The 20,957-nt window shown below is 35.2% G+C and carries 17 protein-coding genes; 8 read left to right on the top strand and 9 right to left on the bottom strand.

The window, feature by feature from the left end; genetic code table 11:
- Positions 1–178 precede the first annotated feature (178 nt).
- Positions 179–1,369 carry a coenzyme F420-0:L-glutamate ligase gene (locus OSO01_RS22170; protein WP_147212643.1) on the bottom strand — a complete coding sequence of 397 codons (1,191 nt, stop codon included), beginning with the start codon at positions 1,367–1,369 and terminating at the stop codon, positions 179–181.
- Positions 1,370–1,540: 171 nt separating this feature from the next.
- Here OSO01_RS22170 and OSO01_RS22175 point away from each other — a divergent pair, with 171 nt between their 5' ends.
- Positions 1,541–2,452: a LysR family transcriptional regulator gene (locus tag OSO01_RS22175; protein WP_147212644.1), complete on the top strand. Its 912-nt coding sequence runs from the start codon at positions 1,541–1,543 to the stop codon at positions 2,450–2,452.
- A gap of 180 nt (positions 2,453–2,632) precedes the next feature.
- Positions 2,633–3,301, top strand: a complete 669-nt coding sequence (locus tag OSO01_RS22180; protein ID WP_147212645.1) for a DNA alkylation repair protein — start codon at positions 2,633–2,635, stop codon at positions 3,299–3,301.
- Positions 3,302–3,571: 270 nt separating this feature from the next.
- On the opposite strand, the gene OSO01_RS22185 is transcribed toward OSO01_RS22180, so the two are convergent.
- On the bottom strand, positions 3,572–4,801 hold the full coding sequence (locus OSO01_RS22185; RefSeq protein WP_147212646.1) for a dicarboxylate/amino acid:cation symporter: 1,230 nt from the start codon (positions 4,799–4,801) through the stop codon (positions 3,572–3,574).
- On the bottom strand, positions 4,779–5,648 hold the full coding sequence (locus OSO01_RS22190; protein WP_147212647.1) for a prephenate dehydratase: 870 nt from the start codon (positions 5,646–5,648) through the stop codon (positions 4,779–4,781). The genes OSO01_RS22185 and OSO01_RS22190 overlap by 23 nt, the downstream gene beginning before the upstream one ends.
- 869 nt (positions 5,649–6,517) lie before the next feature.
- Between OSO01_RS22190 and OSO01_RS22195 the strand changes: the two genes are divergently transcribed.
- The 4 genes from OSO01_RS22195 to OSO01_RS22210 all read left to right on the top strand — a co-directional run bounded on the left by OSO01_RS22195 (position 6,518) and on the right by OSO01_RS22210 (position 12,159).
- A complete protein-coding gene (locus tag OSO01_RS22195) occupies positions 6,518–8,239 on the top strand; it encodes a methyl-accepting chemotaxis protein (RefSeq protein WP_246145283.1) in 1,722 nt (573 codons plus the stop codon).
- Positions 8,240–8,401: 162 nt separating this feature from the next.
- Positions 8,402–8,893, top strand: a complete 492-nt coding sequence (locus tag OSO01_RS22200) for an NUDIX hydrolase (protein WP_147212648.1) — start codon at positions 8,402–8,404, stop codon at positions 8,891–8,893.
- Positions 8,894–9,061: 168 nt separating this feature from the next.
- Positions 9,062–10,717 (top strand): restriction endonuclease, encoded by a 1,656-nt coding sequence (locus tag OSO01_RS22205; RefSeq protein WP_147212649.1) that lies wholly within the window; start codon positions 9,062–9,064, stop codon positions 10,715–10,717.
- 191 nt (positions 10,718–10,908) lie between these two features.
- On the top strand, positions 10,909–12,159 hold the full coding sequence (locus tag OSO01_RS22210) for a hypothetical protein (RefSeq protein ID WP_147212650.1): 1,251 nt from the start codon (positions 10,909–10,911) through the stop codon (positions 12,157–12,159).
- A gap of 335 nt (positions 12,160–12,494) precedes the next feature.
- On the opposite strand, the gene OSO01_RS22215 is transcribed toward OSO01_RS22210, so the two are convergent.
- The 6 genes from OSO01_RS22215 to OSO01_RS22240 are packed head-to-tail and all read right to left on the bottom strand — an operon-like array spanning position 12,495 to position 17,645.
- Positions 12,495–13,322 (bottom strand): class II fructose-bisphosphate aldolase, encoded by an 828-nt coding sequence (locus tag OSO01_RS22215; protein ID WP_147212651.1) that lies wholly within the window; start codon positions 13,320–13,322, stop codon positions 12,495–12,497.
- 2 nt (positions 13,323–13,324) lie between these two features.
- Positions 13,325–14,200 (bottom strand): ketose-bisphosphate aldolase, encoded by an 876-nt coding sequence (locus OSO01_RS22220; protein ID WP_147212652.1) that lies wholly within the window; start codon positions 14,198–14,200, stop codon positions 13,325–13,327.
- Positions 14,201–14,229: 29 nt separating this feature from the next.
- Entirely contained in the window at positions 14,230–15,327 is a 1,098-nt protein-coding gene (locus tag OSO01_RS22225; protein WP_147212653.1) for a PTS fructose transporter subunit IIC, read from the bottom strand.
- Between the two features lie 32 nt (positions 15,328–15,359).
- Positions 15,360–15,665 (bottom strand): PTS fructose transporter subunit IIB, encoded by a 306-nt coding sequence (locus OSO01_RS22230; RefSeq protein ID WP_147212654.1) that lies wholly within the window; start codon positions 15,663–15,665, stop codon positions 15,360–15,362.
- Between the two features lie 22 nt (positions 15,666–15,687).
- Complete coding sequence (locus OSO01_RS22235; protein ID WP_147212655.1) at positions 15,688–16,134, bottom strand: PTS sugar transporter subunit IIA; 447 nt, start codon at positions 16,132–16,134, stop codon at positions 15,688–15,690.
- Entirely contained in the window at positions 16,134–17,645 is a 1,512-nt protein-coding gene (locus OSO01_RS22240; RefSeq protein ID WP_186813744.1) for a BglG family transcription antiterminator, read from the bottom strand. The genes OSO01_RS22235 and OSO01_RS22240 overlap by 1 nt, the downstream gene beginning before the upstream one ends.
- 420 nt (positions 17,646–18,065) lie before the next feature.
- Here OSO01_RS22240 and OSO01_RS22245 point away from each other — a divergent pair, with 420 nt between their 5' ends.
- Both OSO01_RS22245 and OSO01_RS22255 read left to right on the top strand, forming a co-directional pair.
- Positions 18,066–19,202: an ArgE/DapE family deacylase gene (locus tag OSO01_RS22245; protein WP_147212657.1), complete on the top strand. Its 1,137-nt coding sequence runs from the start codon at positions 18,066–18,068 to the stop codon at positions 19,200–19,202.
- Positions 19,203–19,942: 740 nt separating this feature from the next.
- Complete coding sequence (locus OSO01_RS22255; RefSeq protein WP_147212658.1) at positions 19,943–20,851, top strand: hypothetical protein; 909 nt, start codon at positions 19,943–19,945, stop codon at positions 20,849–20,851.
- The last annotated feature ends 106 nt before the right edge of the window (positions 20,852–20,957 follow it).

Here is a 20,957-nt window from a genome sequence, read left to right on the forward strand (position 1 = left end):
ATTTCACCATAAAAAAATATGTTATTTGATGTAGAAGAAAATGAAGGGTTAGAGTTAATTACAGCTTTTGAAGTCTAAAATATACTATTACGAATGCTGCGGGGTTTCCTCTACCCAACCTATAAAAAAGGACAAAGGAGATACTCTCCCTCGTCCTATACATTTTTCCCAGTAACACTTATTTCGTATAATTATCAAAATACCCTTGAATAAAAACAATCGGCGTCCCTTTATCCCCGCTGCCTGAGGTTAAATCAGACAGTGAACCGATAAGGTCCGTAAGTCTCCGTGGAGTTGTTCCTTGCGCTTCCATCGCTCCGACTAAGTCATCCTCTTTTTCATCAATGTACTTAGAGATGGCGTTTTTTAGTTCTTCCCCTTTTAAGTCAGCAAATTGATTATCTGCCAAGTACTTTAATTTAATTTCATTCGGCGTTCCTTCTAATCCAGCTGTGTAAGCAGGGGAAACAACTGGATCTGCCAGCTCCCATATCTTTCCTACAGGATCTTTAAATGCGCCGTCACCATAAATCATGACCTCAACTGTTTTACCTGTCTTTTCTTTCAGAATTTCTTGAATGCTATCAACGACAGGCTGACAATTGTGCGGGAATAGCTTTACACTAATTTCTGTAGCTTTATTCGATCCCAGTAAGCCGTAAGCGTCATTAAAACCACTTCCATCAATGGATTCAGAAAGAATATTATCGAGGCTATAAATTTTTTCGCCGCCATTCGCCTTTAAGATTCTTTTCGTTCTCTCCCGTGAATGAATATCACAGCAAAGTACGCTCTTTGTGTATTCCAAAATCGTCTTTGAATCATTTGAAAAGATGACTTCGCATTCTATTCCATATTCTTCAACCAGGGACTTGTAATAATCGATATAATCTACGCCTGTGAAGGTATGTTTATTGTAGCCAAAATGCTTCCGAAATTGCTTTTCTGTTAGAACATCTGTCCAAGGGTTTATTCCTTTTTCATCAAGGGTATCTAAATCTACTAAATGATTCCCTACTTCATCAGAAGGATAGCTTAGCATTAATACTATTTTCTTGGCTCCTTTTGCGATACCGCTGAGGCAAACAGAAAAACGGTTACGGCTAAGGATCGGGAAAATCACACCGACTGTATCATCCCCAAATTTGGTTTCAACATCTTTGGCAATGTGGTCAATGGTGGCATAGTTGCCTTGTGCCCGAGCCACAACTGACTCCGTAACAGTTACAACATCTTTATCCTGAATGGTAAAGCCCTCAATCTCTGATGCTTTTAATACACTATCCACAACGATTTCTTCGATACGATCTCCTGTATTAATGATGGGACAACGCAATCCTCTGGCAATCGTTCCTACAACTCTTTCCACAATAATTCGCTCCTTCTTTGCAATCTGGCTATATTTGATAAAAAGTTCACTTTTTTAAAAAAGTATCGTACTAATACACTAACATTCCAAATAGTCTCCTCTTGTAATATACGGCTTTTAATGATATAAGTAAAGTCGATATATCTAATATGGGGTATAAGGGTGGGTTATATGATAGGTAAATTGGATTTATATTATCTTTTTTATATAGTTGGTAAAAACAAAAGCTTTTCCAAAGCGGCAAAAGAGCTATATATGTCACAGCCGGCAATAAGTCAATCAATGGCACAATTAGAGAAGGAATTAGATACAAGGCTTTTTAATCGGCTGTCTAAAGGTGTAACGCTGACGGATGAAGGAAATTTATTGTTTGAATATGTTAGCTCAGCACTTCAATTTATACAAGCTGGGGAAGAAAAGCTTTTAGAATTTAAAAATTTAATCATTGGTGAGTTTAAAATAGGGGTCAGCGATACCATTTCGCGATTTTTTCTGCTTCCTTATTTAGAAACATTTCATAATCGATATCCAAATCTTAAATTCAAAATAGTTAATGGAACAACGTGGGAAATTATAGCTGCCTTAAAAGCAGGGGAAGTCAATATCGCTGTCTGTAATCTCCCCGTGGATGACAAGTCATTAGAAGTTAAGCCTTTATTGGAAATTCAGGATACGTTTGTATATGGCGAAAAATATCAAAAAGAATTATCTAAGCCGACCAATCTGGAAGAATTGGTTAAGTTTCCGCTTATTTTATTGGACAATTCCAATTCCCGGAGATATGTGGAAGAATTTTTTCTTACAAAAGGAATTACAATCCAGCCGGAATTTGAGTTAGGCTCACATGAACTTTTGTTAGAATTTGCAAAGATTAATCTTGGTGTTGCCTGTGTTACAAAAGAATTCTCTGAAGAGTTTTTGGGAAAAGGCCTGCTTCATGAAGTGAATTTATTGGAGCCTATACCTAAAAGAAGTATTGGTATATGTTATTTAAAAAATGTTCCGTTAAATAGAGCTGCAGAAAGGTTTGTTGACATTATGGAAGAAAATATGAGATGGAAATCAAGGATTGAAAGTCGGTGAAAGAATTTTTATTTAGATATACCACGGATAACCGTATCATAAATAATAGCGAAATGAATCACTCCTTTTACAGTGTTATGGTACAATTGTGTGCAATAAGACTTTTAACAAAATTTAGTTATAGATATATGCCGCCAATGATATATTATGAAACAGTGCTTGAATAAGGAGTTGTCTCAAATGCATAAAAATAAAAGCACAGAAATAAAGCGCTCAGCAAAAGCAGAAGACATTCTATCTCAGATCAATAGTCAAACGAAGCTGGGCGACTTAAGAAAAATCGCGAAGGACATAAAAAAAGATCATGAACTAGCTATGGAACTTTGGTCAACCGGAGAATTTTTGCCCAGACTATTGGCAACCTTAATTATGGACAAAAAACTTCTTTCACAAGATGTACTAAATAAGCTTGATAAGGATATGCAGACTCACCCATTTGATGAGCGAAATAACTTAATGGATTGGATAATGGCTAATCAGCTCACCAAAGCCAAGAAGACAATTGCATTGATGGAGTCATGGGAAAATAGCCCTTCTGCTCTTCAAAGGCGAGCTTTCTGGTATTATCAAGGTCGATTGAGATGGACTGGAAAAACACCGCCTGATAACACTGCAGACTTACTATCTGCATTAGAAGCTAATATTACGCAGGAAGAACCGGAAGTTCAATGGGCTATGAATTTCACCGCAGGCTGGATAGGCGTTTATGATGAAAAAAATCGTGCACGTTGTATGAAACTTGGTGAGAAAACAGGTCTTTACAAAGATGAAACGGTATCAAAAGGATGTACTCCTAATTATTTGCCGGAGTTCATTACGATTGAAGTTAACAAACGTATTAATAATTAGTTACCACTGAAAAATTCATAAGGGTTTGATGTGAAAATAAAGGAATTCAAAGCCTCAATATGGAAAGGATTTGAAAGTAATATTCCAGATCCTTTTTGCTTGGAGAGAAATTTCAAAAATATGATATGTAGTTAAACATTATAAGGCTTGATGCAATCAGTAAAGAGACGAAGACAAAAACCAGTAAAAAGAGGAATTTCACATCGAGTTTTGATGTGAAATTCCTCTTTCTTTATTTTAGGCTTGTTAAGTCCTCGCCCTCTACATATTTTAAGATTTCCTGGCTTTTAATTTCAAGGCCCGTTTTTCTTCCGATTTATCAATAAGAACTGCTGCTGCGGCATCACCGGTAACGTTCATAGTCGTATAAGCCATATCAAGTAATCGATAGATGGCTGCGATAGGGCCCATCAATTCAATCGGCAGATTAAGAAGTGTAAGGAACGATGCTCCGAGCACAATTCCGCCTCCTGGAATACCGGGTGCTGCCATATTTAAAATCGTTGCAATAATGACGAGGTAAATAATTTGGCCGACACCGAGCGGAATATCATAAAAGTCGGATACAAAGACAGCGAGCAGACTAAACGACACTGCTCCGCCTGCCATATTAATAGTCGTTCCCAATGGTACAACAAAGTTCGTAATAGATTCGGAGACTTTAAAATCATTTCTGGTTACTCTCATTGTTGTTGGCATAGTAACAGCAGAGCTTGTGGTCGATAGAGATACAAGCCATACTTTATAAATGCCTTTAATAAAATCAATCGGACTGCGTTTACTATACAACCAAGCCGGAATTAGCATCACAAGGATAAATACGATAATACATGCGAAATATGCTGTGAAAATATATAACCCAAGTGCAGAGAAAATACCGGCACCATATTCAGCAACAGCGAATGCCATCAGTGAAATAATTCCGATCGGTGTCAGTTCCATGATGAAATCAAGAATTTTAAAGATGACCTTGGACAGGCTGTTGATAAACGTTCTGACTGGATCCGCCTCTTTCCCAACGACAACAATAGCTACGGAGAAAATAAGCGTGAATAAAATGGTTGCAAGAATATCCCCTTCCGAAATTGCCTGGAATAGATTACTAGGTACGATATTCATAAAGAAATCTGCGAAACTTGGATCGGTGACTTCCCCATCATATCCAACAGCATCAATATTAATTCTCTGACCAGGGCGAATCAGGTAGGAAATGACTAAACTGATTGCTGCTGTGGTAATAAACATAGCAACAAAGACAACAATACTCTTCAAGCCGATCCGGCCGAGATCACTGGAACTGCCAATATTAATAATACCAGTAGAGACAGCTACAAAAATAATTGGGATAATCATCATCTGGATTAAATTTAAGTAGATATCACCGATGAATTTTACCTGAATAGAGAATTCGGGTAAAAGGATACCAAACAGGATTCCGAGTCCAAATCCAATTGCAATTCGGGTGAATAAGTGTTTCTTAGCTGTTAAAAGTTGTTTCATTTTGTAAGACTCCTTTGTATGCCGGGATTTTACCTTTACGGTAACTGCCTAAAATATTTATATATGTACAAATACCTTTTAACTCTTTTAATGCCATATGAAGTGCTTCGTTACCAAGGCCGTTGTCAATATCGATAAAGAATCCATATTCGAACGGCTTCGTTTGAATTGGGCGGGACATTAAGTAGAGCAAATTAGTATCATGCTTTTTAAAAATGTTTAAAATATCGCTGAGTGAGCCAGTGCTATGATTTACTTCGATATAAATAGATGTTTTACCTTGTACCTGATTAACTGGATCCTCTTCCTTTTTAAAAAATAAAAAACGTGTCGTATTAAATGGATTGTCGCTGATATTTTCCTGAAGCACTGTCATGCCATATAATTCTGCAGCATGACTTCCTGCTATGGCAGCGATAGTATCATCCTCTGCATGTTTAACCATTTCCACTGCACCAGCTGTATCCATATGTTCAAGGACCTCGATATGCGGATACTGACTTAAATAGGTGTAGCATTGTTCCAGTGCTTCTGGATGAGAATACACTTTTGTGATTTCCGACAGCTCGATTAGATGCTTTGTAATGAGTGCATGGTCAATTTTCACATAGATTTCATCCGTCACTGTTACATCTAAATACTTCATTAAATCAATTGTTCTTGTAATAGGGCCGCTTGTCGAATTTTCTACTGGCAATGCAATATAGTCGACCTCATCATGGAGCAATGCATCCACTAATGATCGAAAGGTAAGAAACCCTTTCGTCTGATAATTATTTTCCCCGCTAAACCTTTGGCATGCGATCGTACTGTAACTGCCTTCCACACCTTGATAACCAATTAACAATATACTCACTCCTCTGATGATGATAAAAAAGACCATTTATGCTTCAGCCCTGAAAAAGGAGAGAAACGTAAATGGTCTAGAAAATATAAAAAACCAGCCGCTTCGATTTCTCCTGGGACTGGTTAAACATTTTTACATGTCAATCAGCCATCTTAGATATAGGGCATCTATATCCGTGAGGGCCTATAGACGCTATCTAAAAATAGCTAAAAAAGAAACGATTTAATTGTCGGGATGTATGCTTTAACATAATGATCACTCGAATCTTTTAATTGTTAAGTAAATTCTAACGATTTGTTTGTGGATTGTCAATAAGATAATGGGAGTATTATGTTTTTAAAATTGCTGCGAATTCTAAAAGGAGTAAAAAACCAATGATATTTCTGCATAACCAGGGTTATAATCTAATTATAGTAACGCATTAAGACTTTAATGATAATAGATATATTACTTATAAGGATTTATAGTTTTTAAAATTTAACAATCCGGTGCTGTAGTATAAAACAAATACGAGCTTCAATCAGAAAAGGAATTCATTTTGATTATTTCATATCAAATGGATTCTTTTTTTTGCATTACCCAACTTACCTTAAAAGCAGTGTTTTGTCTGGAATCAGATTCTTGATTTAATGGGAAATAATGCATCTATTTCATAAATTCTGTCGTTTTTTATTAAAATTCCCTTTATAAATGGTTAAATATACCGATATATAAGATGGACCTATTAACCTACATAGCAAGACAAATTACCTGTTTTTTTACAAGAGATATAGAATTCACTCAGGAGAAGCAGGCTTCAAAAGGAAAGTCTTTTTAAAAATAGAAACAGTGAAAATCTACTGTAAATCAAATTGGAAGGAAGAAGCAGCATGTTCATGAATAGAAAAAGGAAGAAAATGAAACCTATTTTTAATCTGAAAAGCATTAAAAGCAAGATCATCTTTGCATTTTCCATCGTTATTTTATTAGTTCTTTTTTTAGGCGCTTACAATTCCATCACTATTAAAAGAATGAATGATGAAACAACCAAAATGATTGAAGACAATCTTCAAATGTTAATCGCAAACACGGGATTGGAAACCGCCATGACCAACCGGATAGCAGCAGCCCGCGGGTATGTATTGACCGGAAATACCAATTTCAAGGAAGATTTTGAAGCGTATACAGAACAGGGGACTGAATTTGAAGAATTAGCAAATAGCGTTGGCGCCTCACAAGAATTGGAGAATTTAATTCGTACGACTAATGTGTGGCAGACCGCTATCGTCGGCGATGTTTTTGAAGTATATGACCGCGGCGATGAAGAGCAGGCGATATCGAATCTGAACGGCCTGTCATTTATGGTTGATAGTATTACTGCAGAATATGAGGAGCTGGCAGCAGATTCAGAAGCAGCCATCAATCAGGGCGGGGAAAAGATCATTGATCATGGAAAAAACACTGTAATCATTGTCATTGCTGTTTCCGTCTTAATTCTTATTCTCAGTGTTACAGCAGCAATTGTCACCGGCAATGTTATTTCAAAACCAATTAAAGCAGTAATGGAGCGGATGAAGCTGATTGCAGGCGGTGATCTGAGTCAGGATGACCTGCAGAACCAGGGCAGAGATGAGGTCGGACAGTTAGTGGATGCCACCAATGAAATGGCGAGCAATACGCGTAACCTGCTCAGACAGATCAACGAGGTATCTGAGACCGTTACAAATCAAAGTGAAGAACTCACCCAGGCAGCGAACGAGGTCAAATCCGGCTCCGAACAGGTAGCTATCACAATGCAGGAGCTCGCGGCAGGCTCTGAAAAACAGGCGAACAGTGCCAGCGATCTGGCGGATATTACCGGCACCTTTACAACAAAGGTACAGGAAGTAAATGATAATGGCGAACGTGTTCAGCAATATTCCGATAAAGTACTGGAAATGACAACGAACGGAAGCAAGCTAATGACCTCCTCTACAGAACAAATGGGCAGGATTGATCAAATTGTACAGGGAGCAGTTGTCAAAGTGGAAGCATTAGATACGCATTCCCAAAAAATATCCCATCTTGTTGCGGTTATTAAGGATATTGCGGGCCAGACCAACCTGCTTGCATTAAACGCAGCGATTGAAGCAGCGAGAGCAGGAGAACATGGAAAAGGATTTAGCGTGGTAGCCGATGAGGTGAGAAAGCTTGCCGAACAGGTCGCTGTCTCGGTTACAGATATTACAGATATCGTAGCGAATATTCAGAATGAAACAAGTACGGTTGTCCAATCATTAAAGGATGGATATGTCGAAGTAGAGCAGGGAACAGACCAAATTGTTACAACAGGAAAAACGTTTAAGGAGATTAATCAGTCTATCTCTAATATGGCGGGAAATATCAATCTTGTTGTTGAAAACTTAGCGGATATTACTACAAGCAGTCAGGAAATGAAGGGGTCTATTGAAGAGATTGCCTCTATTTCTGAAGAAGCAGCTGCCGGTGTTCAGCAAACCTCTGCATCGACCCAACAGACAAATAGTTCTATGGAAGAGGTTGCAGGGAGTTCGGAGCAGTTGTCGAGGCTTGCTGAGGAGTTGAATGGGTTGGTTCGGCGGTTTAGGGTTTGAGGACTGGGGTTAATTTAGGAGCTTTAATGTTGAAATTAACTTTTATCAACAAAAGTGGCGGTAGATTTAGTAGAATTAAATAAATACATTATTATTTAATTGATAAAAGTAAAAGGTATTAGTCCGTGAACAGCTGTATTACAAATAAAGGTGGGAAGAGGAATGTTGAAATACACAATTTGTTTTATAAAGGACAAAAATAAGCTGCTTTTGTTAAATAGAGAAAAAAATCCAAACATAGGAATGTGGAATGGCGTTGGCGGTAAAATCGAACAAAATGAAACACCATTAGAGTGTGTATTGAGAGAAGTCTATGAAGAAACAGGTATTACTTTATTAGATGTAGAATCTGGTGGGAAAGTTGTTTGGAAAAGTAATAGAGGAGACTCTGGAATGTATGTATTTATAGCTGATCTGCCAAGCGGTACCAGCTATAATACTCCATTTAAAGTAGAAGAGGGCATCCTTGATTGGAAAGATATTGATTGGATTTTGGACCCCTTGAATAGTGGAATTGTTGGCAACTTAAGAGAATACCTGCCAAAGTTAATTAATGGGGAATATAATTTGCAGCATAATTTCACTTATAAGGATGGAAATATGCTTGATTACTATGCTGAACAAATTACTGAGGAAGAAGTTCATTTTAACTAATTCATAATAATTACCTGATAACGCTTTCAGTCTTGAAGGCGTTAATTAACCTTTCTCTAAATTACAAAAATATAGATAATATTACTTATAGTTGATAAAATATATATGGGTAATAAATAGTTTTAATAAAAAATGTAAAGCTTCTTACGGAGAAGAGGGGGTTATTTAATGTATCGAATCGAAATAAAACATGAAGGTTTAAATAAATATAGAGAGATAAAAGGTAAGGACTTTCATGTAGTCCAACAAAAGGCAATTATGCAAGAGTTGGACTGGAAAGAAAAATGGAGAAAGAAGCAAGAAATGGAAACAAAAAGAGCTGAACGTGAAAAAGTTGCACTAGAGAAAGAAGAGAAAAAGAATCTAGCTATACAATTGACCGTGGAAGCTGCCGAACAATTGGAAGGAATAGAAAACACATTAACTTATACGCTTAGGATTGATGATCGAATTAACTGGGAAGATTTAAAGGATCTTTCGGAGTATGATGTAATGGAGCCCATAAAACCACACTTAATAGAAGTGCCAAAGGAACCCAGAGAGAGTCATTTATTATATCAACCTAAATTTAATATATTGGACAAGATGTTTGGTTCTTTAAAAGAGAAAAAAATTGAAAAAGTGAAAGAGCTATTTCAATCAGACTATAAAAAGTGGGAAGAAGAGAAGCAAGGGATAGAATTAAAGAATAAAGAGAGAATGGAGAAATACGAAGAGTTTTTGCACGGGTGGGAAAAAGAGAGAAAAGAATTTTTAACCCAACAAAAAGAGAAAAATGATGCTATTGATTTAGAAAAAGAGATGTATTTTAAGAAAGTACCAGCAGCTATAGTTGATTATTGTGATATGGTACTTTCGAATTCAGTTTATCCCGATACTTTTCCGCAGGAGTTTGATATTGAATTCAATAATGAAACTAAAATTTTAATTGTAGATTATGTATTGCCTTCTCCTACTGATGTTCCAAATTTAAAAGAAGTCAAATATATTCAATCAAGAGATGAATTTAAAGAAATGTATCTGTCTCAGGCTGCATTTAATAAGATGTATGACAAACTGCTTTATCAAATAACTCTCCGTTCTATCCATGAATTATACGAAGCAGACGGGGTTGATGCTATAGAATCAATCGTATTTAATGGGTGGGTAAACTCTATTGATAAAGCAACTGGAAAAGATGTTAACGCTTGTATTTTGTCGATGCAAGCAATGAAGTCAGAATTTATGGAAATTGACTTATCTAAAGTTGATCCTAAAATGTGTTTTAAGAATTTAAAAGGTGTCGGCAGTAGTAAATTATCTAGTCTTTCTCCTATAGCTCCTATCATTAAATTAGATCGAAATGACCCAAGATTTGTTTCCGCATATGATATTGCAGATACACTAGATGATACAGGAAATTTAGCAGCTATGGATTGGCAGGATTTTGAGCAGCTTATCCGCGAGCTATTTGAGAAAGAATTTAATCAATCTGGTGGTGAAGTTAAAATAACAAGAGCAAGTAGAGATGGCGGTGTGGATGCAGTTGCATTTGATCCCGATCCAATTCGGGGAGGAAAAATTGTTATTCAAGCCAAAAGGTATACGAATGTGGTTGGTGTATCCGCTGTAAGAGATTTGTATGGTACAGTGATGAATGAAGGAGCAACTAAAGGAATTTTAGTCTCCACTGCAGATTATGGTCCAGATGCATATGAATTTTCAAAAGGAAAGCCGTTGACATTATTAAATGGGAATAATCTTCTGCATTTATTACAAAAGCATGGGCATAGGGCTAAAATTGATTTGAAGGAAGCTAAACAGATTCTTAGTGATAAGATATAAAAAATTTTTCTGAATTAAATAATGTTTGATTTAACTAGGAGCCTTTTGTAAAGGTTAATTCCTCGGTTTTATGAATGCTAGAATGTAATATAATATTAAATTAATGATGAAAAGAGTGACGACAATGTTGCTCTTTTCTTAGATTAAAACAACTCAATAATAAATTATGTAACTCTGAAAAGGAGGGAATTATGGGTAATATTGAGGATAATGAATCGATTAAAACTTTAGGCGAAGCAATAAAAGGAATTGAAGATTTAAGTAAAATAAGTAGTTTCCTTGAAGCAGATATTAGAGATGAAATTGAAACTATAAAAAAAGAATATGAAACGTTAAAAAATCTTCCAGATAGATTTAATAATTATTTCAGTGAATATGGATGGATCGCGCATGAGGAAATGAAAATTAAAACTATGAAGAAAGCTATAAACATTTTCGACCGAGATTCGTTAGAAGCAGCTGAGCGGTATCTTACAGAGTATTATGAAGAAGTGGCACCGAAGCTCTTGGAGAGAATAGCTTACAGACCATTGTTTAGGGATAGAATCCATTTGCTTAAACTCGCTATGGAAGACTATTTTGATGGTAGATATCATTCATGTGTACCTATATTTTTAATGCAGGTTGATGGAATTGTTAATGATATTAAAGCTACAGGGTTATTTGCAGATAATACAGAACTTGATGTCTGGGACAGTATTGCAGGGCATTCATCTGGTTTGTCTAATCTAATATTAATAATCAAAAAAAACAGAATGAAGACTACTAATGAGAAGATAAAATTACCATATAGAAATGGTATTTTGCATGGCAGAGACTTAAACTATAATAATAAGCTTGTAGCGATTAAGTCCATGGTTCTACTCGTTTATATCAGTGATTGGATTCAAAGTATTCAGAGTGAAACAGAAAGAAAATCTCAGTATAATAAAGAAAGAGAAGAAATTGAAAATACAACTATACTGGATATAATTGATAGATATCAAGAGATTAAAGAAAGAAATAGGGAAATGGATAGACTGCACAAGAAATGGTCTCCTAGAAAAAATATAAATGTAGAAATTCCTCTATCTGGAACACCTGAACATGCTGCAATTGCTTTTTTTGAGTACATCTCAAAAAGGAATTATGGAAGTCCTGTACAACTGTATCCAAACAGTATTTTAGGAGAAGTTTCAGTCAATAAAAAAGCTGGGGAGTTTAAGAAAGAATTTTCAAAGGTTGAGTTATTAAACTATGTAGTTATCCGAGTGGAGGACAAGGGACCTGCTTTAAGTGAAGTAAAAATAGATTTGTCTTACAAATTGAACAAATTTAAAAAGCAAAAAACAATAATTTTACGTATGATTTATGAGGTAAATGGAGAATTGCAAAATCGATTAGTTGATGGTGGAAGTTGGAAAATTGTTAATATTGAAGGAATAATCAATCTTTTGCAGTAATTGGTTAGTAAAAGGAGTATATCAATATAGGTTATTCAATACTATTTTTGGTAGTTCTAGAATCCACAGTTGGGGACTTTATCGCCCTTTTATCAGTGGCTCAATTTACCCTCAATAATCACCACTAAGTTGGTTGACTACCGCTATTGAAGTGTATCACGTTTGACATATTATTGATCACCTAATGATTCAGCAAAATATTCCTCTTGTATGTTCTAATGAAGTCATTACTTATTACGAGTTTATGAGATAGCCAAAAAAACCAAAAATGCTAACGGAAAATGAAATTGTCTAATCTCCCGTTAGCATTTTTTATTGTAATTTATTTTCCTCAACTACCCCTGTTTCCGAAATAACCTAATAACCTTCCTCATTCCTTCTTCAAAATATTTCAGTTCTAAATCTATTGCATCCTGAAGATATACTGGTTCATTTTCACTTGCATCTTGTAACTCATTCATAATCCGATTAGTGATCTTATTAGACATCGCTGAGTAATAATTTATTTTAGAAACACCATTATCAATAACCTTCGCATAAATCTCTTCATCTAAACCGGAGCCGCCATGCATAACCAGGGGTGTTTCGGTTTCTTTTCTTATGTCTTTAAGCCTTTTTAAATCTACTTCAGGCTTCCCTTTATATACGCCGTGTTCAGTTCCTATAGCAACTGCAAGAGCACTGATGCCTGTGCTATTAGTAAAATCGTTGACTAGACCTGGGTCTGTGTAGTTATCTTCACCTGGTCCAATTGTTCCTAATTCAGCCTCAACACTTACGCCTATACTTTTTGCTATCTCAACAATTTTTTTAGTGTTGGCTGCATTATCCTGATAACTTAAGGCTGACCCATCATACATAACAGATGAGTAACCGCTTTTAATTGCCCGCAGGATAGCTTTTAGAGTATTTCCGTGGTCTAAGTGAACACAGATAGGCACATCAGATTTTCTAGCTAAATCGCTTGCAAAACGCCCAATATATTCTAATGGAATTCTTGTGTCATCGCCTTCTGTATACTCAATGATAATAGGCGAGTTTTCTTTTTCTGCAGCTTTAACTGCAGATATAATCATTTCTAAGCTTACAACATTAAAAGCCGGAACAGCATAGTTGTTCTGACGTGCTTTTGGCAGCAGTCCATCTAAAGATACGAGTGGCATAATTAAAACTCCTGACTGTAATAAAGTTTTTCTTTATCAACTGAGTTGAATAAATTCATTTTATATTCAACGATTTCTTTAGCAGCTTCAATACATGGCGGGAATATCACGTTTGGCTCCCACATTACATCAGAGTCTATTAATTCTTGTAATTTATTAAAGAAAGCTTTCTTCGTGTCGCTGGATATATTTATTTTTTGAATTCCTTTTCCAACCGCTTTGTTAATCTCTTCATCTGAATTGGAAGATCCGCCATGCAGTACTAAAGGTATATCCACGGTGTTTGCTACTTCATCTAATATGTCTAATTTAAGTTTTGGCACAAAATTTTCAGGGTAAATGCCATGTGCTGTTCCAATTGCGATAGCTAATGAGTCAATCCCCGTTCTCCTGATAAATTCATCCGCTTCCTCTGGTTTGGTGTAGGTTATTTCAGTGACTCCTCCTTCAATAGAGGTGCCTGTATCACCAATCGTTCCTAATTCACCTTCAACGGAAACGCCTACTGTATGAGCTATGTCTACTACTTCTTTCGTCAATTTCGCATTCTCATCAAACGGTAAATGGGAACCATCTATCATTACAGATGTAAATCCATTATTAATCGCAGTCACAACATCCTTCACTGTTGCCCCATGATCTAAATGAAGAACAAATGGCACGCTGCTTTTGATTGTTCTTTCCTTGATATATGCGATGAACTCCTCTGAAATAAAGCTAAGCTCGTCAGGATGTATAGCTATAATAGCTGGCGCTTTTAATTCTTCTGCTTTTTCCACCACCGCTTTAAATATATTCGCATCAGAAATATTGTACGCACCCACAGCAAAATTATTTTCTTTGGCGATTTTTAGCATTTCAGACATTGTTATTAACATTTTAGTCACCCTTTAATTAATTTATATTTTTAACCCTCAATACGAAATCCTGATAAATCCGTTTCCTCTTCGTCTACATTTTGAAGTGATTCATATTCTTCCTCGGTAATTCTTTTCTTAATTAACACTAGTATTAAACCGGTTACTATGGACCCGGCTAATAACGCGGTTAATGCTACAAACGGCTTGGTCATGGCAGGAATAACGAATACCCCGCCTGATGGCACCGGTGATCCATTTTGGAAGAAGAAATTAATTGCTCCAGCAACCCCTGTTCCCATTCCAGTAGCAAATAACGTCCGCAGTAAATCATTCATTGCGATTGGGATAACACCTTCTGTAATCATGGTTAATCCCATAGGAAAGGCTACTTTAATCGCATCTTCTTCGACCTTAGTAAAAATGCGTTTATTAACAATCTTGGAAAATAGCCAGCCAAGGGTTACTCCTACAGGGGGAACAACTCCTCCAATCACTTTAATTGCTTCTGGTTCAAGTACACCTTCTAATAAGAGTCCATCAGCAAATAAATTCGGTACTTTACTAATTGGTCCTCCATAATCGATATGTCCCAGTACTCCGAAAATAAATCCATAAACAACTCTGGATGATTCATCTAAATTTTCCAGGAAGGATATAAGCTGCTCTGTTAACCATGCAATCGGAAATCCTACTACGAAGTACATAAACAAGCCAACAACGATAGAAGAAACCGTCGGAATAATCATCATTGGCATTAATCCATCAGCCCATTTTGGTACTTTCCAGGTCCTCCGCATCCATCGGATAAAGTAGCCTATAATATAGCCGCCTATCATCCCGCCTAGGAATCCTGCCCCTAAAGCATTAGCGATTAATCCCATTAAAAAGCCTGGTGCAATTCCCGGCCGTTCTGCAATAGAATAGGCAATATATCCAGAAATAAATGGGGCTAATAAACCCATCCCCATTACTCCTAAACTCGTTAATGCACTGGCAACTGTGAAAGGTTGAGTATAATCCTCTATAACCTCTCCTCCCATTAAGTTACCTATAGCTATTAACAGTCCTGAGGCAACAACAAGCGGCAGCATATAACTAATAGCTGTTAAGGCATGTCGTTTTAATTCATTCAGAGATTTTTTCATCTCCTACGTCTCCTCCTCTTACTACTATTTTTCTAGATTTCTTTTTCGATTTTTTCAATGAGCTGTCCCGCAGCCTTGACTGCAATATTCGTAGCAACTTTAATCTTCCTTTTTCCTTCAAACCTTTCGTTTCCAGTTGTTTGAATATCCGTTGCCATGATAACCAGATCAGCTTCTTCAATATCTTTTTTTGTTAGTTTTCCCTCTACGCCAATCGTTCCTTGAGTTTCTACCTTAATGGAGTGGCCTCTTTTTTCTGCAGCGTTAATCAATTTTTCTCTTGCTATATATGTGTGGGCAATACCCGATGTACAAGCTACAACCGCTACTAACTTCATTAAATATCACTCTCGCTTTCAATTAATTAATAAATAAATCTATAACCTCACTTGGTAATTTTGCAGATTTCAACTGCTCTAAAACGTCATCATTCCCTAATTTTGACGCCACCTGCGACAGTAATTTTAGATGAACAGAAGTATTATCAACTAACCTGACAGCAAATAGGATAATGATTTCAACTGGCTGATGTTTTTCTCCTTCCCAATCAATTGTTTCTGTTCTTCCAATTGCCAGGCTGGTTTTGATAACATTCTCGGATTTACCGTGTGGTATAGCGACATCCTGTCCGATTCCTGTTTCTCCCTCTTCCTCTCGTTCATACACATCAGCAACAAATTCTTTAACACTTTTAATACAGCCATTGTCATATAACCTTTGACAAAGCTTTGTAATAGCTTCTTCTTTTGTCTTTGCATTTAAATTTAAGTCCACTAAATATTCAGATAAAAATTCTTTCATTTCCATTAAATTAATCTCCCATAATTATTTTTTATAAATTGTTTGATGATATTGATATCTCCTTTATCCAGTAAAGCACTGATCAACAACTGTTTTTGCCTGGTCGGAGGTAAATTGACTGTAGTGAGAATGAAATCAATATCAAGCTGTTCATATTTATTAATCTCACTGGTTGATATTACCCCTTTGATGTTTAGGATAGGGAAATTCTTTTTTATTCTCGTTTTCAATAAATGAGAAGTCCCAATCCCGGTGGTACAAACAATCAAAACATTAAGCCGTTTAATGATTTTTTCAATGGTATTTTGAAAATAAACGGTTAGATATCCTATTTCATCATCTGATATTTCTTTTAAATTGTATTTTTTTGTAATTCTTAATATAATTTTTTTCAAAGTATGAAATGTATTAAAAAACTCATCTTTAATATCTTCAATGATTGGGTTAACAATAATGACGTTATATTTGATTCTGTTTAACATCGGTTGTACATGCTGTAAAAGTGATTTTTTTAATCTTGAATCCTTTGAAAAGCTGATATTTAATTCTTTTTCCATTTCATCAATTATCTCATTAACAAGTAACTCCACTTCATTGCTGCTTTTTATTTCCAGCTCATCTATTTGTCGATTCTTGGCTTCATTCACATCATTCCTGGTAGAAATAAGGAAAGCGTATACATAATTGGTTTCTATAGAATCCAATTCAATGTTGAATTCGTCCTCCATGTTATTGATGATATATTGAGCTACTTTATATTTGTGTTCGTCTATATTTTCGATATCATACTTTGTATCAGAGACTTCCATATTATTTTTATTTCTTTTTAAAAGTATTAATAAGTGTGTCAGTAAATTGATATAATATGGATTTTCAATAACAAAGCCTAATAACTTATTTGCTGACTCTAATATGGCTTCTATTTTATTAACTTCTTCTTTAGCAAATTGCTTTTGCAGATATTCCGTTGATCCATCTTTAGAAGTTAAAGCACTTATAGTTGGCGTACTGAGATTCACTAAAAATCTATTGAATATATGCATTAACTCTTTTCTAATATATTTTTCTGCTCCTACAATAGAGGTTCCACTATTCGATTTAGACAATGATAAGTTAGTGTCTTTAAGTTCTTTTTCAATATAGTCTAAATCCTTTACTATTGACGACGGGCTTACAAAGTATTGCAGGGATAGGTTATTAATACTTACCTCCCGAGGAGAATGGGTTAATAAATTTAAAAATATGGATGTTCTCCTGTTCTCCACCGACATGTATTGGTTATTGGGCAAATAATAATCATTAAATGCTGTTAGATATTTTTCATAATTTAATCTGTATCCTTTACTTCTGTGGCTTTCTATAATATCCTCATCACATATTTCCCTTAAATTTTTAATCTTCCTATAAACCGTTTTAGTGGAAATACCAATATAGTTAGAAATTTCTTGAGCTCTCACATACTCTCCCTTCTCACTTAAAAGCTTTAGTATTTTTTGTTCAGTTTCAGAAAAATTCATCTTTATCACCAACTTATTCATTATGATAGCACTTACATTTTTGAAGTAGAATAACTAAAAATGTCCCAAGTGAGGGACATTCTTTTACTTTATAGAGGTTTCATTCTGTGTCAACAGCAAAATCTATGGTTAAGATTAATGAATAAGTATGGCAAAGAAATTAGCCGGGGAGGAGAAGTCTTTGAAATTGTCTTTATTATAAATAGATCTTTCCCGTTTCACATTTAGGATTATAATAAGCTTTGAAAGTAATTCAACAAATAATGTACAGCATAAAATTCGATTACGTTTTTCATTATGGGGGTATGTTATGAATAACATCTTTATAAATTTGTTGGTTTCTGTTTATGAGCTTCAAGTAGAAACGGTTTAATATGGTTGATGTGGACCAGTAAATATAAGTGAGAGGGGAATCATACATTGAATAAAGAAGAACGCATTAAAATTTTACAAGATATCATAAAAATAAAATCGGTAAACGATAATGAATCAGAAGTAGCTGATTACTTAGCAAATCTATTTCAAAAGCATGGGATTGAATCTGAGAAAGTAAAATATAGTGAAGGCCGTGAAAGCTTAGTAGCCACTTACAAAAAAGGTGACGGTAAAGTCCTGGGTATTAGTGGACACGAGGATGTTGTAGCAGCTGGTGACGAAAACGAATGGAAATTCCCGCCGTTCTCAGCTGAAATCGATGGAGACAAATTATACGGCCGGGGTTCAACGGATATGAAATCTGGTCTGGCAGCTTTAGCAATTGCTATGATTGAAATCAAAGAGGAAAATGCAGATATCAACGGTACACTGAAATTCATGGCAACTGTTGGTGAAGAGGTCGGTGAATTAGGTTCTGAACAATTAACGAAAGAGGGCTATGCAGATGATTTGGATGGATTGATAATTGGTGAACCGACCGGTCCGGCATTGATTTATACTCATAAAGGTTCCATGAACTATACGATTGTTTCACGTGGGAAATCTGCACATAGTTCCATGCCTAAGGAAGGTATTAACTCCATTGCGAATATTAATGAATTTATCACCCGGGCTAATGCAGAGATGCAAGAAGTCACTAACAAATACAAAAATGATGTATTAGGTGAAACTGCTCATTCTATTACAATTATCAATGGCGGGGATCAGGTTAACAGTATTCCTGCTGTTACAACATTGCAAGGTAATATTCGTACCATTCCTGAATTTGATAACGGTAAAGTGAAAGCAGTGTTGCAAGGTATTGTGGATGACTTGAACAAAAGGGAAGGATTTGGTTTAGAATTAATTGTTGATTATGATATTTATCCTGTAGAGTCTAAACCGGATTCTGAACTGATTAAGGCTATTCAATCTGTTTCTAAGCAAGAATTGCCTGTGACTGGTATTTCGCCAACGACGGATGCGGCTGCTTTTACTAAAGCTGATAATGAATTTGATCTTGTTATTTATGGGCCGGGGGTTGAAGATTTGCCTCATCAGGTGGATGAGTATGTGTTGGTTGGGAATTATTTGGAGATGATTGATAGTTATAAGGCGGTTTATGAAGAGTATTTGAAATAGGTTGTAAACGTTTGATGAGTATAACACCTCAATTAACTATGATTGAGGTGTTTTTTATGAAGCTTTTTTAATTACAAAAGATTTTCCCTTGATTTTTGGAGGGAAATAAGTAACCAAGCATTGGAAAGTGTGAAGTTTTAAACCCTTTCAATTATTAAAGTAATATCTTGATTATAATACCTTGATAAGTATAGGTAAATAGTAACTTTCTTTGGAGTATATGGTAAAATATAAGTATATTATGATAAAAATTATCCTGACTTAAAGAAATATGGAAAAGAATATAACTCTTGTTACTGTAGGAAAAGTTGAAGGAGAAATACTTAAATCAGGGTATTGCGGAACATAAAAAGTGGTTAGATGACGGTGCCAAAGTAATTATTGTCGAAGTGACGGATGAAAAAAGCTAGAGACGAACATAACCTTGCGCAGGTTCATTGGGATGCTTTTGTAATTGCACTGGAGGTTGATAGGAAGGTACTGAGTTTGGAGTAGCTGGCCAAAAACATTGATTGAACTGGACGCTTATGGGAAGAGTAAGGTTGTGTTTGTGATTGAAGGTTCACTTAGGATTAATAAGGATGTATGGAAGCAGAGTAGTTTGGTTTTGTGAAGAAGGTTTTTAAAGCTTCAAGAACTCGAGTGTTAAATTGTATAGCTTGGACTAGACATAGTTCAATTACCAGTAATACTTATTCTCTAAGTAGTTATAAAAGTAAAAAGTTCGAGAAGGTGTAATTATGAGGGTTTTTGTATGTGAAGAAATGATTCATAACATTGAAGTAAACATAGATAAAATAAAAAACATACAGTCTAAATTTGATGAAGTAAACTATGAAGCATATTATATTTACGCATTTGCATTATTTGAGAGTGCCGTGTGTGAAGCCATACGACATGTATTAACCTCATTTCCAGAAAAGATTCGTAAAAATCTCGAATTAAAGATTTCTACGAATGTAATCTACAATAATATATATTCTCCAAGATTAATATTAGCAGAATTAATTGAAAATGAAATAAAGAAAATCAATAAAGGGTCTGCACAATCTATTGTATCTGAGGCAGAGAAAATATGTAATGTGAATTTAACATATGATAAACGTTTTTTAAAAGAAATTTCTGATGTTAGAAATAAAATTACTCATGAGAGTACAGATTCAAAACAAGAGTACTTATATGGAAGTTCATATTATAGTAGTCAAAGATATAGTTTGGATAAACTTAGAGAATTAATATCTTATCTACTAGTTATTCTACAAAGCTTTGCCGAGGAGTTAGAAAAGAAATATCAAAAATATAATAGGTATAAATTGCTTAAAGAACTTTGGAACACTCTTTTGGAAACCCCGTTACTTAAATTTGAGAATTGTATCTCAATCGGAAAAAATAATAATTTCGGAGGTGAGAAAATGCAGGTTGAATTTAACTTTGAATATATTAGAAAAGTATCAACTTCGATTTCATCTAGTGAAAAATTATATTTGTCCATGTTTTTACAGCAGTATAATACAAGTATTAATAGTGAATTTTTTAGTTTTAGCGATATACCTATGTTAGCTTCAATTGCAAGTAAGGAAAAAATATATATGTTTTTGCATGTAATGAGTATATATCCACATTTATTTAATGGCATGAGCATTAAATAAACTCTGTGCTTACTATAATGACGTATTCTTCAACTAGTTAATGTATTATGGAGTCTATCGAAGGTTGTTTAAAGCAAAAGATTTGTATTATAAAACTATGTATTGT

This window comes from Oceanobacillus sojae (assembly GCF_007991515.1).
Taxonomy (GTDB): Bacteria; Bacillota; Bacilli; order Bacillales; family Amphibacillaceae; genus Oceanobacillus; species Oceanobacillus sojae.

Excerpts from the sequence above, each read along its gene's own strand:
- OSO01_RS22175 (WP_147212644.1), top strand. The coding sequence starts at position 1,541 with ATGATAGGTAAATTGGATTTATATTATCTTTTTTATATAGTTGGTAAA.
- OSO01_RS22180 (WP_147212645.1), top strand. The coding sequence starts at position 2,633 with ATGCATAAAAATAAAAGCACAGAAATAAAGCGCTCAGCAAAAGCAGAA.
- OSO01_RS22185 (WP_147212646.1), bottom strand. The coding sequence starts at position 4,801 with ATGAAACAACTTTTAACAGCTAAGAAACACTTATTCACCCGAATTGCA.
- OSO01_RS22195 (WP_246145283.1), top strand. The coding sequence starts at position 6,518 with ATGTTCATGAATAGAAAAAGGAAGAAAATGAAACCTATTTTTAATCTG.
- OSO01_RS22200 (WP_147212648.1), top strand. The coding sequence starts at position 8,402 with ATGTTGAAATACACAATTTGTTTTATAAAGGACAAAAATAAGCTGCTT.
- OSO01_RS22205 (WP_147212649.1), top strand. The coding sequence starts at position 9,062 with ATGTATCGAATCGAAATAAAACATGAAGGTTTAAATAAATATAGAGAG.
- OSO01_RS22210 (WP_147212650.1), top strand. The coding sequence starts at position 10,909 with ATGGGTAATATTGAGGATAATGAATCGATTAAAACTTTAGGCGAAGCA.
- OSO01_RS22215 (WP_147212651.1), bottom strand. The coding sequence starts at position 13,322 with ATGCCACTCGTATCTTTAGATGGACTGCTGCCAAAAGCACGTCAGAAC.
- OSO01_RS22220 (WP_147212652.1), bottom strand. The coding sequence starts at position 14,200 with ATGTTAATAACAATGTCTGAAATGCTAAAAATCGCCAAAGAAAATAAT.
- OSO01_RS22225 (WP_147212653.1), bottom strand. The coding sequence starts at position 15,327 with ATGAAAAAATCTCTGAATGAATTAAAACGACATGCCTTAACAGCTATT.
- OSO01_RS22230 (WP_147212654.1), bottom strand. The coding sequence starts at position 15,665 with ATGAAGTTAGTAGCGGTTGTAGCTTGTACATCGGGTATTGCCCACACA.
- OSO01_RS22235 (WP_147212655.1), bottom strand. The coding sequence starts at position 16,134 with ATGGAAATGAAAGAATTTTTATCTGAATATTTAGTGGACTTAAATTTA.
- OSO01_RS22240 (WP_186813744.1), bottom strand. The coding sequence starts at position 17,645 with ATGAATTTTTCTGAAACTGAACAAAAAATACTAAAGCTTTTAAGTGAG.
- OSO01_RS22255 (WP_147212658.1), top strand. The coding sequence starts at position 19,943 with ATGAGGGTTTTTGTATGTGAAGAAATGATTCATAACATTGAAGTAAAC.